The organism is Rhodococcus phenolicus (genome assembly GCF_001646785.1).
Lineage (GTDB): Bacteria > Actinomycetota > Actinomycetes > Mycobacteriales > Mycobacteriaceae > Rhodococcus > Rhodococcus phenolicus.
On sequence record NZ_LRRH01000008.1, the window covers coordinates 35541 to 50379 of the forward strand.

A 14839-nucleotide genomic window follows, 5' to 3' on the forward strand; every position below is an offset into this window, starting at 1 on the left:
AGCCACCCAGCCACACAGGAGGACACGACGTGCCCGTAGCCGATCCGACGACCTTCACCGAATCCGACTTCGTTGTGGTCGCCAACCGGCTGCCCGTCGACCTCGAACGCCTTCCGGACGGCACGACCCGATGGAAGCGCAGTCCCGGCGGTCTCGTCACCGCGCTCGAGCCGATCCTGCGCACCCAACGCGGTGCGTGGGTCGGCTGGGCGGGTGTCGCCGACGCCGATCTCGATCCCATCGTCGACGACGACCTGGTGATGCACCCCGTGCCGCTCAGCGCACAGGAGATCGCCGACTACTACGAAGGTTTCTCGAACGCCACGTTGTGGCCGCTCTACCACGACGTCATCGTCCGTCCCGAGTACCACCGCGAGTGGTGGAACGCGTACGTCGAGGTGAACCGCCGGTTCGCGGAAGCGGCAGCGAAGGCCGCCGCGCAGGGCGCGACCGTGTGGGTCCAGGACTACCAGCTCCAGCTCGTGCCCAAGATGCTGCGGATGCTGCGCCCGGACCTGACGATCGGCTTCTTCCTGCACATCCCGTTCCCGCCCGTCGAGTTGTTCATGCAGATGCCGTGGCGCACCGAGATCGTCGACGGCCTGCTCGGCGCCGATCTCATCGGCTTCCACCTGCCCGGTGGAGCGCAGAACTTCCTGTATCTCGCCCGGCGGCTGGCCGGGCACCAGACCTCCCGCGGCAACGTCGGTGTCCGATCGAAGCTCGGGGTCGTGCAGGTCGGATTCCGCACCGTCCGGGTCGGCGCGTTCCCCATCTCCATCGCGTCCGGAGAGCTCGACGAACAGTCCCGCCGCAAGTCGATCCGCGACCGCGCCAAGCAGATCCGCAAGGAACTCGGCAACCCGAAGCGCATCATGCTCGGCGTCGACCGGCTCGACTACACCAAGGGCATCGACGTCCGGCTCGACGCGCTGCACGAACTGATCGCCGAGGATCGCGTCGACCCGTCCGAGACGGTGATGGTGCAGCTCGCGACACCGAGCCGCGAACGCGTCGAGTCGTACATCCACATGCGCGGTGAGATCGAGAAGATGGTCAGCCGCATCAACGGCGAATACGCCGAGGTCGGCCGGCCGGTGGTGCACTACATCCACCGTCCGGTCCCCCGCGACGAACTCATCGCGTTCTTCGTCGCCGCCGACGTCATGCTGGTGACACCGCTGCGCGACGGGATGAACCTCGTCGCCAAGGAGTACGTGGCGTGCCGCAGCGACCTCGGCGGCGCCCTCGTCCTGAGCGAATTCACCGGTGCCGCAGCTGAATTGCGTCAGGCGTTCCTGTGCAATCCGCACGACCTGGAAAACGTGAAGGATCAGATGGAAGCGGCGCTGTCGCAGCCCCGCGAAGACGGGCGGCGGCACATGCGGGCCCTGCGACGACAGGTTCTCACGCACGACGTGGACCGCTGGGCACGCGCCTTCCTCGATGCGCTCGCGCACGGCGGCGCCGCGGGTCCCGCGCTGATCGCCCCCGCGGAGACACCCGACCAGGAGCTCACCGAGGGGTGAGCCCGGGATCCGGGCAGGTTCGCATGCCCGGTGGACAGCCGCGCGCGTCCGGCAGCGCGCGACCGTCCGCCGCGTGGGCGGATCCCAGGATCAGATCGGGCCCAGCCGGCTGACCAGCCAGCGGCCGTCCTCCTTCTCCAGTTCCACCCGGACCCGGGAACCGCTGCTGACCGCCTCCGGGTTCTCCGAATTGGTGCTGATCGTGTTGACGAACAACATGGCCACGGCGTGGTCCGGTTCGGCCGATACGATCGACGACGCCTGCACGACGGCCTGCACGGTGATCGACTTCTCCTTGGCACCGGGAGCGATCACGTTGTTCATCAGATTCAGGTACTCCTCGCGGAAGTCCCCGGTCAGACCCTCGGCGGCCGCCGCGACCTGCTCGTCGACCTGGTCGTAGCTGTACGCGAGCACGGCGACGGCCTGCTCCTCGGCAGCCTTCACCGCATCGGTGCGGGCCGCCTCGGCGGCGTTGTCCTGGATCTTGCCCCAGGCCAGCCAGCCCACGACCACGGCGAGCACGACGGCGACGGCCACCAGAACACCCGCGACCACCGGCGGGACGCCCTTCTTCGCAGGCGCCGTGTCATCGGCAGGCCGCGCCGCGTCCCCGGCCTGCTCACCGGCCGGGTTCTCCACACTCTCCACAGCGGTACCGGCCGACGCGGGCTCCGCCGCTGCACCGTCCGACGCGGGCTCCGCCGCCGCACCGGCCGACGCGGGCTCCGCCGCGGTGGCCCCTCCGGGGTCGCCGAGGGACCCACCGCTCTTCGCGAGGATCACGGCCTCGTCGTCCTTGCCGTCGTTCTTCCCTGTCCGGTTCTCGTCGCTCACGGTACGAACTCCACCTTCGATGCCAGCAGGCGACCGTTCTCGTCGCAGATCGTCACCCGCAGCCGGAAATCGCGCGGCGCGGCGTCGGACTGGCCGGCGTTGGACACCATCGCGCGCGAGGCCACCAGCGACGACACGCACGGGCCGTCTTCGGTCTGGATACCTGCCTCGACCACCTCCCCGGTGGTGTCGACCCCGGCCTTCTGCACCACTTCCACAAAGGGGCCCTCGCGACCTTCGAACTCGGCCTTGAAGTCCCCGGTGGCACCGTCGAGCAGTCGCTGGACGTCGGCGTCGGCGGTGGCGCTGTGGATCGTGGTCAGGTTCAGCACCGTCTGCCGCGCCGCCTGCAGATAGGCCTCACGTCGCTCGTCGCGGTCGTTGATCGACTGCCGGTCGATCAGCAACCACACCCCGGACGCGATGAGGGCGACGATGAGAACCGCCGCGCCGATCGTGACGGGCCGCGTCCAGGACGGACGCGCCGAAGTGCCCTCCGATGTCTGGTTCTCGTCCGCCATCAGCCTTGCTGCGCCTTCATGTACGTCTCCAAGCTCGTATCTCCCCCCGTGTCCGCGTGGCGGTATACGGTGCCGTCCGGACCAATGTACGTGCCGGTGGCCGGATCGATCCGGCGCGCGGTCACCCCCGCCGGTGCGGCAGCGCCGGACCCTTCGGAATACGAGGCCGGCTGGGGAACGTCCCCCGCGGACGCCACCGGCGTCGGCGGACCGTTCCACGGATTGTCGAGGTACTCGGGCTGGTAACCGGTCCGGCACTCGTCCGGTGTGGGGGCGCGACGACCGGGGTATTCCATGCACGGCACGTTGCGGGCACCGCGCACCGAGTTCGGATCCGATTGGGGCAGTTTGCAGAACAGGTCTCCGGGTGAATCGACCATCGACTCGTCGGCGGGGCTGCGCCACTGATCGGGCGGAAGGAATCCGGCCAGGCACGGCGGCGGATCGTGCAGCTGGAGATGGAAGTCGACGACCGCGCCGTCCTCGGCCGGTCCGCTGCCGGCGGCGGTGATCAGTGCCGTGGTCATCGGCGGGTACAGCACCAGGATCTGCTCGATGCCGGCGTTGTAGATGACACCGACCTCACCGACGCTGACGAGATTCGCGAGCAGCAACGGCAGCGTGGGCTTCAGATCCTGCAGCAGTTGCTCGGCCTCCGCGGCCGCACCGGGACCCTTCTCCATCAGCGCCCGCAGATCGGGGTCGCTGGTGCGCAGCCGGTCGGTGAAGGTCACCATGTCCTGTGTCCAGGATCGGATCGAGTCGCTGGTGACCACCTGGGTGTCGAGGAGCGGACCGAGTTCGTCGAGCAGTTGCTTCGTGGGCGCGCTGTTGGCGTTGGCCTCCTGCACGAACAGCCGCGTCGAGTCGATCAGCCGTTGCAGGTCGGGACCGGATCCGTTGAACGCGTTGAACGCCTCGTCCACGACGGTCTGCAGCCGCGTGTCGCTGATGCTCGCGAGCAGCACGTCGGCCTGGTCGAGCAACGCCCCGACCTCCTGCGGGACCGTCGCCCGATCGACGGGGATCACGTCCCCGTCCGCGAGATAGGCGTCGCCGGAAGCATTCTCGTGCGGAACCAGGTCGATGAACTGCTCACCGACAGCGGACACACTGCGTACCGCGACATCGACGTCGGCCGGGATCTCGAAGTCGCTGTCGATCGACATCTCCGCGTCGACACCGGTCGGGTTGAGCGAAACCGACTCGACCACACCGACGTTCGTTCCGCGGTAGGTGACATTGGAATGCCGGTAGAGGCCGCCGGTCGACGGCAGCTCGGCGATGACCGTGTACCGGCCCACACCGAGCAGCTGCGGTAACCGGACGTACTGCGCCGACATCACGACCAGTCCGATCACGGTGAGGATCGCGAAGATCACCAACTGGATCCGGACGAACTTCGAAAGCATCATGGCGCGGGCACCCCCAGCGGCAGTTCGGGAATGGTGAACTCACCGAGTCCCGGAACGGTCACGGTCGCCGGTCCGGGCGCGGTCCGCGGAGCCGGCGGCTGCAGCGGGGCCTGGAACGGATCGACGGCCTGTCCGGCGAGTCCCGCGTCCTGCCCGAGGATGCCTTCGGGCCCGGCGAGCCGGCCCGCGAGCGGAGTTCCGGTCAGGAAGTTGAGGTCGAGTCGCTCGTTGGTCAGGTCGATGGTCATGGCGAGGTTCGCATAGTCGCCTCGGATGATGTTGTTGATACCGGCCTGCGGGAACGGATACGTGAGCAGCACCCCCAGTACCTGGGTGAGCGAGCTTCCCGAATCGGCGAGTGCTCGCAGCGTCGGGGCGAGCGCCTGCAGGTTCGTGTCGAGATCGGCACCGGCGTTCTCGACGAGCCGGCTTGCGACGGAGCTCATCTCACCGAGCGACGTCAGCGCGGCGGTCAGATTCGTGCGCTGATCCCCGAGCACGCCGAGGGCCTCCGGCAGTTCGTCGAGGGCACGTTCGAGTGTGTCGGTCTGGTCGTTGACGGTCGACGCCAGCCGGTCCATGCCTTCCATCGCCGAGATGATGTCGGTCCGCTGCTGGTCGAGAGTACCGACGAGTTCGTCGAGCCGCGGCATCAGGTCGCGCAGCGAATCCTCGCGTCCGACCAGGGCCGCGTTCAGTTCGGTGGTGATGTCGTTGATCTGAGCGAGTCCGCCGCCGTTGAGCACCACCGACAGTGACGACAGCGTCTGCTCGGTCGTGGGGTAGGCACCGGCTCGTTCGAGCGGGATGACGTCCCCGTCCTCGAGCCGGCCCTGCGGCGGTTCGTCGGTCGGGGCGGCCAGTTCCAGGTGCTGCGATCCGAGCAGGCTGGTCTGCCCGATGCGGGCGGTGGCGTTCGCGGGAAGTTCGACACCGCCGTCGAGCGCCACGGTCACCAGCGCGTGCCAGTCCACGACCTCGATGTTCGCGATGCTCCCGACGGTGACGTCGTCGACACGCACCGGCGAGTTCTGGGAGAGCGTGGTGACATTCGGCATCTCGATCTGGACCCGGTAGGCGCCGTCGCCGCGCCCGGCGGTGCCGGGCATCGGGACCGAGTTCAGTCCGTTCCACTCGCAACCGGACAGTGTCACGGCGAACACCGCCAGGGCCGCGACGGCGGTGAGCCGCCTTGCGCGCGTGGTCATCGTCCTCCTCCCGGCTGCAGCAACGATCCCAGGTCGCCGGGCACGTCGACGCTCGGCAGGCCGGACAGCAGTCCGTCGACCGGGCTCGGTGCGGGCGGCTCCTCCGGGGCGAGTCCGCGTCCGGCCGAGGCCTCTTCGAGCCACGGTTCGGTGTAGTGGATCTGATCCGGGAACGCCTGTACCCCGGCGATCGGGTTGATCAGGTACGGCAGGTAGTTGCTCGACAGTGATGCCAGTACGGGCCCGAGTTGCTGGCGGCACAGCTCCTCGCTTCGAGCGGAGGTGGCGTTTGCGGCGGCGCCGACCGACCCGCACATCCATTCGATCGGGTTGCGGCCGTTGCTGATCGAGAGGGCACCGGTCAGCGAGCCCTGCGCCGGCTTGTAGATGTTGTAGAAGTTCGACAGCGCCGTCGGCCCCGAGTGCAGGACCCGTTCGATCTCGGGTCGTTTGCGGGCGAGGACCTCGGTGGCGTCGGCGAGTCGCTCGACGGATTCGGTGAGGCCGTCGCGGTTGTCCTGGACGAAGCGCTGCACGTCGCCGACCGCGATGTTCAGGTCGGTGAGCGAGGTCCCAAGTTGGTCCGAGCTCGAGGCGAGCACGTCGGACACGGATGCGAGACGGCCACCGAACTGCACGATCTGCTCGTTGCTCTTCGACAGGACGGAGACGAACGCCTGCAGGTTGCGGACGGTGGAGAACAGGTCGGTGCGTCCGTCGGAGAGGGTCCGCATCGTTTCGGACAGCTCCCGCAGCGCCTCGCGCACCGCGGTGCCGTTGCCCTCGAGGTTCTCGGCGGCGGTGTCGATGAACCGGCCGAGCGATCCCTGTGGGTCGAGATCCTCCGGCCCGAGCGCTTCGGTCAAACGCATCAGTTCCGTCTTGATCTCGTCCCATTCGACGGGAGAGGCGGTGCGCGACACAGGGATCGTCGCCTCGTCGGCGATCGCCTCGCCGCCGGCGTACACCGGGGTGAGCTGGATGAACCGTGCCGAGACCAGGCTCTGGGCGATGATCACGGCCTGGGCGTCGGCCGGCACGTCGACCGAGTCGTCGACGACCATGGTGACCCGGGACATGTCGTTGCCCGGTTCGATGGCGGTGATCCGCCCGACCGGAACGCCGAGGACCCGGACGTCGTCACCTTCGTACAGTCCTGTGGTGGAGACGAATTCGGCGTGGATCGTGCGCTTGCCCCAGCCCGGCAGGACCAGCGCGACGACACCGGCAGCGAGCACCGTGACGATCGCAGCGGCGATCGCGGGCACCAGCCATTTCGGGCGTCCCGCCTTCTTCCCGTTCTCCATGGTCGTGTCGCTCATTCGCCATCCTTCTTGATCGACGGCGGGTTGTCCGGAATCACGTCCTCCAGGTCCTGGGGCAGAAGCTCGGGCGCGACGAACCCGTCGACGACCGCCTTCCACCACGGGGCGGGCAGGATGTTCGAGACGTACGCGTTGAAGAACGGTCCGCTCGCGACGGATTCGCCGAGGGAACTGATGTAGGGGCCGAGACCGTCGAGGGCTTCGGCGATGTTCTCCTTGTTCGCCTGCAGGTTCGCGGTGACCCGGTTGAGTACCTCGAGCGTCGGTGCCATCTGGGCCTGGTTGTCCTGCACGAGACCGGTCAGTTGCCGCGACACCGACGAGACGTTGGTGATGAGTGCGGTGATGGCGTCGCGGCGCAGGCTCAGTTCGCCGAACAGGTCGTTCGCGTCGACGATCAGCTCGTTGATGCGGTCGCTGCGTTCGGCGAGGATGCCGGTGACGTTCTCGGCGCGACCGAGCAGTTCCTGCAGCGATTCGTCGCGCGCGTTGATCGACTCCGAAAGCCGCCGCATGCCTTCGAGGGCACCGCTGATCTCGGGAGGGGTGTCCTGCAATGCACCCGACAGCGCATCGAGCGAGTCGTTGATGCCGTCGGTGTCGAGTTCCGACACGGTCGTAGTGAGGTCTCCGAGGGCGTCGGGCAGCGAGTACGGCGCGTTGGTGCGCTCGACCGGGATCGTCGTGCCGGGCCGCAGCACGCCGTCGCCGGACGGCCGCACAGCGAGTGACTTGCGGCCGAGGACGGTGTTGGTCTTGATGTCGGCGCCGGTGGCGTCGCCGAGGGCGATGCCGTCGCGCACGGTGAAGGTCACCAGGACTTGTTGTCCGTCGAGTTCCACGCCGGTGACGGTGCCGACACCGACGCCCGCGAGGCTGACGTCGTCGCCGGCCACCAGACCGCCGGCGTCGGTGAAGTGCGCCGAGTAGTTCAGTCCACCGGAGATGAACGGGAGCTGGTCGTACTGCAGGCCCGCGAGCACGATCGCGGTGCACACACCGAGGCCGATGACACCGACCTGGACTGGGTTGCGTTCACGTGTGGGGCTCATTCGACCTTTGCACACCTTCCGGTCATCTGCTCCGCCGACGTGAAACGGATCGTCGTCCCGTCCGGTCCGGAGAACTTGAACGTGTTGGCGCACAGGAAGAACTGGAAGAAGTTTCCGTACACACCGACACGGATGAGCTTCTTGTAGTCCGACGGCAACCGTTCGAGGGTGCGATTGATGTCGTCCTCACCGAGATCGAGCTGCGTCATGGTGCGGTTGGTCTCGGCGATCACCGACTGCAGGTCCGGCCGGGTGTTCTGCAGCAGCGACGCGAGATCCGCTGTGCCCGCCGCGATCTGCGGGATCGCCGCCCCGATGGGGTCGCGGTCCTCGGCGAGGCCGCCCACGAGCGTGTGCAACCGGTCGATGGTGTCGGTGAACTGCTGGTCGCGCTCGTCGATCGTGCCCAGCACTGTGTTGAGGTTGTCGATGACCTCCCCGATGAGCTGGTCCCGGTCGGCGAGGGAGTTGGTGAACGAGTTGGTGTTTCCGAGCAGCGACACCAGCGTGCCCCCCTGCCCCTGGAAGATCTGCAGCAGCGCCCCCGACAGGTCGTTGACCTGCTGCGAATCGAGTCCCTTGAGCAGCGGCTTGAATCCGCCGAGCAGCAGGTCCAGATCTAGAGCCGGAGCGGTCCGGTCGAGCGGGATGGTCTCCCCGGGCCGCAGCTTCTCGCCGGTGCTGCCGGGACCTTCGAGCAGTTCCAGGTAGCGGTCGCCGACGAGGTTCTCGTAGCGGACGGTCGCGCGGGTGCTCTGGAGCAGCGTGTACTTCGAATCGACGTCGAAATCGACCTCGGCGACGTTGCCGTCACCGATGTCGACACTGCCGACCGATCCCACCGGGACACCGGCGATGCGCACCTTGTCTCCGGACTTCAGGCCGGACACGTCGGTGAACGTCGCGCGGTAACCCTCGCTGCCGGAGAACCGGGCCTGGCTGAACACCACTGCCAGGCCGGCGAAGATCAGAACCATCGCGACGGCGAAGGCCGTGAATTTGATCGTGGTTGGTCTCATGGTCACTGCCCTGCCGCAAGTTCGTCGCCGTACAGGTACTGGAAGATCGTCGGGTACCGGATCCACGCCTCGGTGGACGGCTTGTAGGGCACCTCACCGGTGTTCGCGACCGCGAACTGGGCGTGTCCGTCCCGCTTCGGGTCGAAGTCCGGCAGGCCGTAGCAGTTGGGTCCGCCGCTGGCCCCGACGACGGGGAGGTCCTGTTCCTGGTTGTAGATGGTGGCGCCGCCCATGAAGCTGGTGCTGAGCATCAGCGACGCGTACTTGCCGGTGCCGGCCATCGGCTCGAACGCGATACGCGCGTCGTTGAGTCCGACGATGAAGCACGTCAATTCGGGCGAGTACTCGCCGAGGAGGGTGGTCGTGTCGGTCAGCAGATCCAGTGAGGTCGTCAGCTGGGCCTCGTTCTCGCCGAGGACGTCGCGGCCGGTGGTCGCCAGACCGGTGACGTTCATCAGGAGCAGATCGAGGTTGGCCTGTTCGTCGACGACGGTGTTGCCCACGTCGGTGGCGTTCCCGATGGTGGTCATCAGGTCGGGGGCGGTGTCGGCGTAGACCCCGGTCACGTCCGCTGCGGTCTCGAGGTCGTATTCCAGCTGCGGCAGAGACGGATTCATCGTCACCAGGTAGTCGTCGACCTCCACCAGCGCGGCACCGAGATCGTCACCGCGACCGCGCAGGCCTTCCGAGATCGCACCGAGGGTGGCGTTGAGCTTCTCCGGCTGCACCTGCGCGAGCACGTCGTTCAGGTGCTCGAAAACGGTGTTGAATTCGACGGTGACGTTCTCGGCAGCGATGACCGCGCCTTCCTGCAGCGGAACCGGCGACGGATCCGCCGGGACGATCAGGTTGACGAACTTCGCCCCGAACACGGTGGTCGATTCGATCGTCACCTGCGCGTTCGACGGAATCAGGTGCAGTTGGCCGGGATCCATCGCCAGATCCAGCACCGCACCGTCGGGAGTGTGCTCGATGGACGAGACCCGGCCGACCTCGACGCCACGGAGCTTGACCTTGGCGTCGGGTTCCATCACCAGGCCGGAGCGCGCGGCGGTCACGGTCACCGGGACCGTGTCGGTGAAACCTCCGACGAACTGGGTCAACGCCGCGACGACGAGCACGACGAGACCACCGACCATCCCGAAGGCGGCGAGCTTCTTCTTCCACGAAGGGGTGTCCATGAATGCCGCCTATCCCGACAGGTTGAAGTTGCCGGACATCCCGTATACCGCGAGCGAGATGAGGAGCGTGACGGTGACGACGGCGATCAGGGACGCGCGCACCGCGTTGCCGACGGCGACACCGACACCGACCGGACCGCCGCTCGCGTTGAAGCCGTAGTAGGTGTGGATGAGCATCACCGCGATGGCCATGACGATGGCCTGCACGAACGACCACAGGATATCGGTGGGGATCAGGAAGGTCTGGAAGTAGTGGTCGTACACACCGGCGGACTGACCGTAGAGCACGACCGTCGCGAAACGGCTGGCGATGAACGACGCGATCACCGCGAGCGAGTACAGCGGCACGATCGCGATCATGCCGGCCATCACCCGGGTGCTCACCAGGTACGGGACGGACGGGATCGCCATCACCTCGAGCGCGTCGATCTCCTCGGAGACCCGCATTGCACCGAGCTGGGCGGTGGAACCGGCGCCGATGGTCGCCGCGAGCCCGATACCCGCGATGGTAGGAGCGGCGATACGCACGTTGATGAACGCCGCGAAGAAGCCGGTGAGCGCCTCGACGCCGATGTTGCCCAGGGAACTGAAGCCCTGCACGGCGATGATGCCACCGGTGAACAGGGTCAGGAAGCCGACGATCACGACGGTGCCGCCGATGACGGCGAGCGCGCCGGTGCCCATGCTGATCTCGGCGACGAGCCGGACCGTCTCCTTCGGGTAGTGCATCAGCGCGCGCGGTGCGGAGCCGAGTGCACGACCGAAGAACAGGGCCTGTTCGCCGACGCCGTCGATCGAGTTCGACGCGGCCCGGAAACGTCGGCGCACGCGGGGGAAGCGCCCGGTAATCACTGCCATCTACACCACCACCGAGCAGCTCACCCGGCCGTCAGCTTGATGCCGACGGCCGTGACGAGGAGGTTGACCACGAACAGTGCCATGAACGCGAACACGACCGTCTGATTGACGGCGTCGCCGACGCTCTTGGCACCGCCCTTGACGTTGAGTCCGAGATAGGAGGCGACGAGTCCGGCGATCATGCCGAACAGGCCCGCCTTGACCTGGGAGATCATCAGTTCTCCGAAACCGGTGAGCAGCGTGATCCCGTTGACGAAGGCACCCGGGTTCACGTCCTGCAGGAATACCGAGAACGCGAAACCGCCGAGGATGCCGATCGAGCACACGAGACCGTTGAGGAGCAGCGCGACGACCGTGGAGGCGAGCACTCGGGGCACGACGAGGCGATGGATCGGGTTGATGCCGAGCACCCGCATCGCGTCGATCTCCTCGCGGATGGTCCGGGCCGCGAGGTCCGCGCAGATGGCGGTGGCGCCGGCGCCGGCCACGATGAGGACGGTGACCATCGGCCCGACCTGGGTGACCGCGCCGAGTGCCGCGCCCGCGCCGCTGAGGTCGGCGGCGCCGATCTCGCGCAGCAGGATGTTGAGGGTGAAGCTGACCAGAACCGTGAACGGCACTGCCACAAGGACCGTCGGAAGGAGTGACACCCGTGCGACGAACCAGGCCTGGTCGATGAATTCGCGCCGTTGGAACGGCCGGGAGAATGCGGCGCGGGCGGTTTCCCCGGTCATGGCGAAGAGACCGCCGACGGCGCGCAACGGGACCTCGAGGAGGTCTACCAACGTCTCCCCTCCGTTCGTTGGTTGGGTCGGCCAGGAACCGACATGGGCCTCGATGTGACCCGCGTCATATTAACTAGAACGTGTTCACACTGTCAAAGATGCGCATTGCCGACAATGGCGATATCTGCTGCACCATCACTGCGCCTCGGATCCGGAATGGAATTCCGGTTCGAATAAGTGGATTTACGTGGAGCTTCACAAATCTTGCTGGCATCGGCCCGAAAACCGGCCACCTCGTCGGCCGCCCTGGAACAGATCGGTCACGAATCCGAAAACTGGAACAAGTTTCATTGGAAATCGGAAGTGCCGGAGCATGGTTCGCGGGCGCAGGCGCCCTCGCACATCGACCCTATCCGTGCCGACGGCAGACTGCGGAATATTAACCGAGAAGGACGGTGCCTGTCACTAGCAGTTGCAGAAAAACCTGCGACTGTTGCGCACCGGCCCGGACCGGCACCGCCCCGCGGAGGATCAGAGCTTCAACAGCTCGGAAGCCGAGAACATCCGGGCCGGATCGCGGTCCTCGAAGTAGGCCCCGAGTTCCTGCGCCAGCGCCTCCGGCGTCCACCGGACGTCGGCGTCGAATCGCTGCTCGACGACCGGCGCCGCCATCAACGCGACCATCGGCCCGTAGACGACGAAGACCTGGCCGTTGACGCGGTCCGCGGCGGGCGAGGCCAGGTACGACACGAGCGTTCCGACATGCTCGGGCGAGAGCGGATCGACCTCGACGGCCGGCGCCGCGCCGAACACCGACTCGGTCATCGCCGTCCGGCCGCGCGGGCAGATCGCGTTGGCGCGCACACCGTAGCGCGACAGGCCACGTGCGGCGGACAGCGTGAGCGAGACGATGCCCGCCTTGGCCGCTCCGTAGTTGGCCTGCCCCTCGGGTCCGAGCAGCCCCGCCTCGGATGCCGTGTTGACGATGCGGGCGTACACGGGCGCGCCGGCCTTCTTCGACTCGGCCCGCCAGTACGCGGCCGCATTGCGGCACAGCAGGAAATGTCCGCGCAGGTGCACCGCGATCACGGTGTCCCATTCCTCGTCGGACATGTTGGGCAGCATCCGGTCCCGTACTACACCGGCGTTGTTGACGACGATGTCCAGACTGCCGAACCGATCCTGGGCGGTGGAGACGAGCGCATCGGCAGTGGCACGGTCGGCGACGCTGCCGGGAACGAACGCGACGTCGCCGCCGATCGCGCGGATCTGCTCGAGCGTGTCCTCGACCTCGTCCGCCTCGGCGAGGTCGTTGACGACCACCGTTGCGCCCGCCTGCGCCAGTGCCACCGCCTCGGCGCGGCCGAGTCCCGCCCCGGCGCCGGTCACCACGGCGACCTTGCCGGTCAGGTCCGCCCCACGGGGGTCCGTGACGTCATCGGAACCGGCGCTGCCGTCAACACTCATGAATCGCACTCCTCGCGACCGTGGCGGGCCCTGACGGCCAGCCTCTTCGTACCGGCCGTTCCGGCCAACCGCATCGGGCGCACGGGGCGCCCGGCGTTCCGGCGAACGAAACCGGGGACCGTCGGAATGTAGAACGCGTTCTCATTCCTGGCAAGAGCCGGGCGTCAGACCTCGGTGAGCGCGGCCCGCGGGCATTGGCTGACGGCCTCGCGCGCGTCGGCCTCGCGACCCTCCGGAACCGGGTGGACGACGGTCAGTTCGTCGTCGTCGTTCAGATCGAACAGATCCGGCGCGATTCCCACGCACACACCGTTCGCCTCACACCGGTCGAAATCGACCTTGATATCCATGCCGGACCCTCGCTTCCCATTCGCACCGCGCCTGTCGGACACCGTCGGCACCACCCCGACCGGAGCCTCGACAGCTAGGCTAGAACGTGTTCCATTTCTGTGCAATGATTCGGAAACATTGCCGGACCCGTCCCCCGTGGCGACGATTGGAGCGGTTCGTTGGACATCACCTATACCCCGCAGCAGCAGAAGCTGCGCGAGGAACTGCGCGAGTATTTCGCCGACCTGATGACGCCGGAACGTCGTGAGGCGCTGTCGGCGACGACCGGTGAGTACGGCACCGGAAACGTGTACCGCGAAGTGGTGCAGCAGATGGGCAAGGACGGCTGGCTGACCCTCGGCTGGCCCGAGGAGTACGGCGGTCAGAACCGTTCCGCCATGGAACAGTTGATCTTCACCGACGAGGCCGCCGTGGCCGGTGCCCCCGTCCCGTTCCTCACCATCAACTCGGTGGCGCCGACGATCATGCACTACGGCACCCCCGAGCAGAAGGCGTTCTTCCTGCCGAAGATCTCCGCGGGCGAACTGCATTTCTCCATCGGCTACTCCGAACCCGGCGCCGGAACCGACCTGGCGTCGCTGCGCACCACCGCCGTGCGCGACGGTGACGAATGGGTCGTCAACGGCCAGAAGATGTGGACCAGTCTCATCGCCTACGCCGACTACGTGTGGCTGGCCTGCCGGACGAATCCGGATGTCAAGAAGCACAAGGGAATCAGCGTTCTCATCGTGCCCACCACGGCGGAGGGATTCTCGTACACGCCCGTGCACACCATGGCCGGGCCGGACACCAGCGCCACCTACTACCAGGACGTGCGGGTTCCGGCCTCGGCGCTCGTCGGCGAGGAGAACGGCGGCTGGGCGCTGGTCACCAACCAGCTCAACCACGAACGTGTGGCGCTGACCTCGGCCGGTCCGATCCTCACCGCACTCCAGGAAGTCAGGGCCTGGGCTCAGAACACCACGCTGCCCGGCGGCCGGCGCGTCATCGACCAGGAATGGGTGCAGGTCAATCTCGCCCGGGTCCACGCGAAGGCCGAATACCTCAAGCTCATGAACTGGGAGATCGCGTCCGGCACGGCACCCCTGGGGCCCGCGCCCGCGTCGGCGAACAAGGTCTTCGGCACCGAGTTCGCGACCGAGGCCTACCGCCTGCTCATGGAGGTCCTCGGCCCCGCGGCGACCCTGCGGCAGAACACCCCGGGTGTGCTGCTGCGCGGGCGGATCGAACGCATGCACCGCAGCTCGCTCATCCTGACGTTCGGCGGCGGCACCAACGAGGTGCAGCGCGACATCATCGCCATGACCGCCCTCGGCCAGCCACCCGCCAAGCGCTGACGCCGCCGCCCCAC

The 14839-nt window shown here is 67.3% G+C and carries 14 protein-coding genes; 2 read left to right on the plus strand and 12 right to left on the minus strand.

What is annotated here, in order from left to right:
- The first annotated feature begins 29 nt into the window (after positions 1-29).
- Positions 30-1529: an alpha,alpha-trehalose-phosphate synthase (UDP-forming) gene (locus A8G15_RS03290; protein ID WP_068155293.1), complete on the plus strand. Its 1500-nt coding sequence runs from the start codon at positions 30-32 to the stop codon at positions 1527-1529.
- Between the two features lie 90 nt (positions 1530-1619).
- On the opposite strand, the gene A8G15_RS32430 is transcribed toward A8G15_RS03290, so the two are convergent.
- From A8G15_RS32430 to A8G15_RS03350, 12 genes are all read right to left on the minus strand, one after another.
- The gene (locus A8G15_RS32430; RefSeq protein ID WP_425415060.1) at positions 1620-2366 is read right to left on the minus strand and encodes a twin-arginine translocation pathway signal; all 747 of its coding nucleotides are present in this window, start codon (positions 2364-2366) and stop codon (positions 1620-1622) included.
- Positions 2363-2887, minus strand: coding sequence for a hypothetical protein (locus A8G15_RS03300; RefSeq protein WP_068155294.1), 525 nt, complete (start codon positions 2885-2887; stop codon positions 2363-2365). Before A8G15_RS03300 ends, A8G15_RS32430 begins: the two co-directional genes overlap by 4 nt.
- Positions 2887-4302, minus strand: a complete 1416-nt coding sequence (locus A8G15_RS03305) for an MCE family protein (RefSeq protein WP_068155296.1) — start codon at positions 4300-4302, stop codon at positions 2887-2889. Before A8G15_RS03305 ends, A8G15_RS03300 begins: the two co-directional genes overlap by 1 nt.
- Positions 4299-5510 (minus strand): MCE family protein, encoded by a 1212-nt coding sequence (locus A8G15_RS03310; RefSeq protein ID WP_068155297.1) that lies wholly within the window; start codon positions 5508-5510, stop codon positions 4299-4301. The genes A8G15_RS03305 and A8G15_RS03310 overlap by 4 nt, the downstream gene beginning before the upstream one ends.
- A complete protein-coding gene (locus tag A8G15_RS03315) occupies positions 5507-6832 on the minus strand; it encodes an MCE family protein (RefSeq protein ID WP_068155299.1) in 1326 nt (441 codons plus the stop codon). The genes A8G15_RS03310 and A8G15_RS03315 overlap by 4 nt, the downstream gene beginning before the upstream one ends.
- The gene (locus tag A8G15_RS03320; RefSeq protein ID WP_068155300.1) at positions 6829-7887 is read right to left on the minus strand and encodes an MCE family protein; all 1059 of its coding nucleotides are present in this window, start codon (positions 7885-7887) and stop codon (positions 6829-6831) included. The genes A8G15_RS03315 and A8G15_RS03320 overlap by 4 nt, the downstream gene beginning before the upstream one ends.
- Positions 7884-8906: an MCE family protein gene (locus A8G15_RS03325; RefSeq protein WP_068155302.1), complete on the minus strand. Its 1023-nt coding sequence runs from the start codon at positions 8904-8906 to the stop codon at positions 7884-7886. Before A8G15_RS03325 ends, A8G15_RS03320 begins: the two co-directional genes overlap by 4 nt.
- Before the next feature lie 2 nt (positions 8907-8908).
- Entirely contained in the window at positions 8909-10087 is a 1179-nt protein-coding gene (locus tag A8G15_RS03330) for an MCE family protein (RefSeq protein ID WP_068155304.1), read from the minus strand.
- 9 nt (positions 10088-10096) lie between these two features.
- A complete protein-coding gene (locus A8G15_RS03335) occupies positions 10097-10945 on the minus strand; it encodes an MlaE family ABC transporter permease (RefSeq protein ID WP_068155306.1) in 849 nt (282 codons plus the stop codon).
- A gap of 20 nt (positions 10946-10965) precedes the next feature.
- On the minus strand, positions 10966-11730 hold the full coding sequence (locus A8G15_RS03340; protein WP_068155309.1) for an MlaE family ABC transporter permease: 765 nt from the start codon (positions 11728-11730) through the stop codon (positions 10966-10968).
- Positions 11731-12201: 471 nt separating this feature from the next.
- Positions 12202-13137: a 3-oxoacyl-ACP reductase gene (locus tag A8G15_RS03345; RefSeq protein WP_068155311.1), complete on the minus strand. Its 936-nt coding sequence runs from the start codon at positions 13135-13137 to the stop codon at positions 12202-12204.
- Positions 13138-13301: 164 nt separating this feature from the next.
- Positions 13302-13487 carry a ferredoxin gene (locus tag A8G15_RS03350; RefSeq protein ID WP_068155314.1) on the minus strand — a complete coding sequence of 62 codons (186 nt, stop codon included), beginning with the start codon at positions 13485-13487 and terminating at the stop codon, positions 13302-13304.
- A gap of 159 nt (positions 13488-13646) precedes the next feature.
- On the opposite strand from A8G15_RS03350, the gene A8G15_RS03355 reads away from it, so the two are divergent.
- Positions 13647-14825, plus strand: a complete 1179-nt coding sequence (locus A8G15_RS03355) for an acyl-CoA dehydrogenase family protein (protein ID WP_068155316.1) — start codon at positions 13647-13649, stop codon at positions 14823-14825.
- Positions 14826-14839 lie beyond the last annotated feature (14 nt).

Bases quoted from the DNA above. Each gene is read 5' to 3' on its own strand.
- A8G15_RS03300 (WP_068155294.1), bottom strand. From the start codon at position 2,887: ATGGCGGACGAGAACCAGACATCGGAGGGCACTTCGGCGCGTCCGTCC.
- A8G15_RS03305 (WP_068155296.1), bottom strand. From the start codon at position 4,302: ATGATGCTTTCGAAGTTCGTCCGGATCCAGTTGGTGATCTTCGCGATC.
- A8G15_RS03310 (WP_068155297.1), bottom strand. From the start codon at position 5,510: ATGACCACGCGCGCAAGGCGGCTCACCGCCGTCGCGGCCCTGGCGGTG.
- A8G15_RS03315 (WP_068155299.1), bottom strand. From the start codon at position 6,832: ATGAGCGACACGACCATGGAGAACGGGAAGAAGGCGGGACGCCCGAAA.
- A8G15_RS03320 (WP_068155300.1), bottom strand. From the start codon at position 7,887: ATGAGCCCCACACGTGAACGCAACCCAGTCCAGGTCGGTGTCATCGGC.
- A8G15_RS03325 (WP_068155302.1), bottom strand. From the start codon at position 8,906: ATGAGACCAACCACGATCAAATTCACGGCCTTCGCCGTCGCGATGGTT.
- A8G15_RS03330 (WP_068155304.1), bottom strand. From the start codon at position 10,087: ATGGACACCCCTTCGTGGAAGAAGAAGCTCGCCGCCTTCGGGATGGTC.
- A8G15_RS03335 (WP_068155306.1), bottom strand. From the start codon at position 10,945: ATGGCAGTGATTACCGGGCGCTTCCCCCGCGTGCGCCGACGTTTCCGG.
- A8G15_RS03345 (WP_068155311.1), bottom strand. From the start codon at position 13,137: ATGAGTGTTGACGGCAGCGCCGGTTCCGATGACGTCACGGACCCCCGT.
- A8G15_RS03350 (WP_068155314.1), bottom strand. From the start codon at position 13,487: ATGGATATCAAGGTCGATTTCGACCGGTGTGAGGCGAACGGTGTGTGC.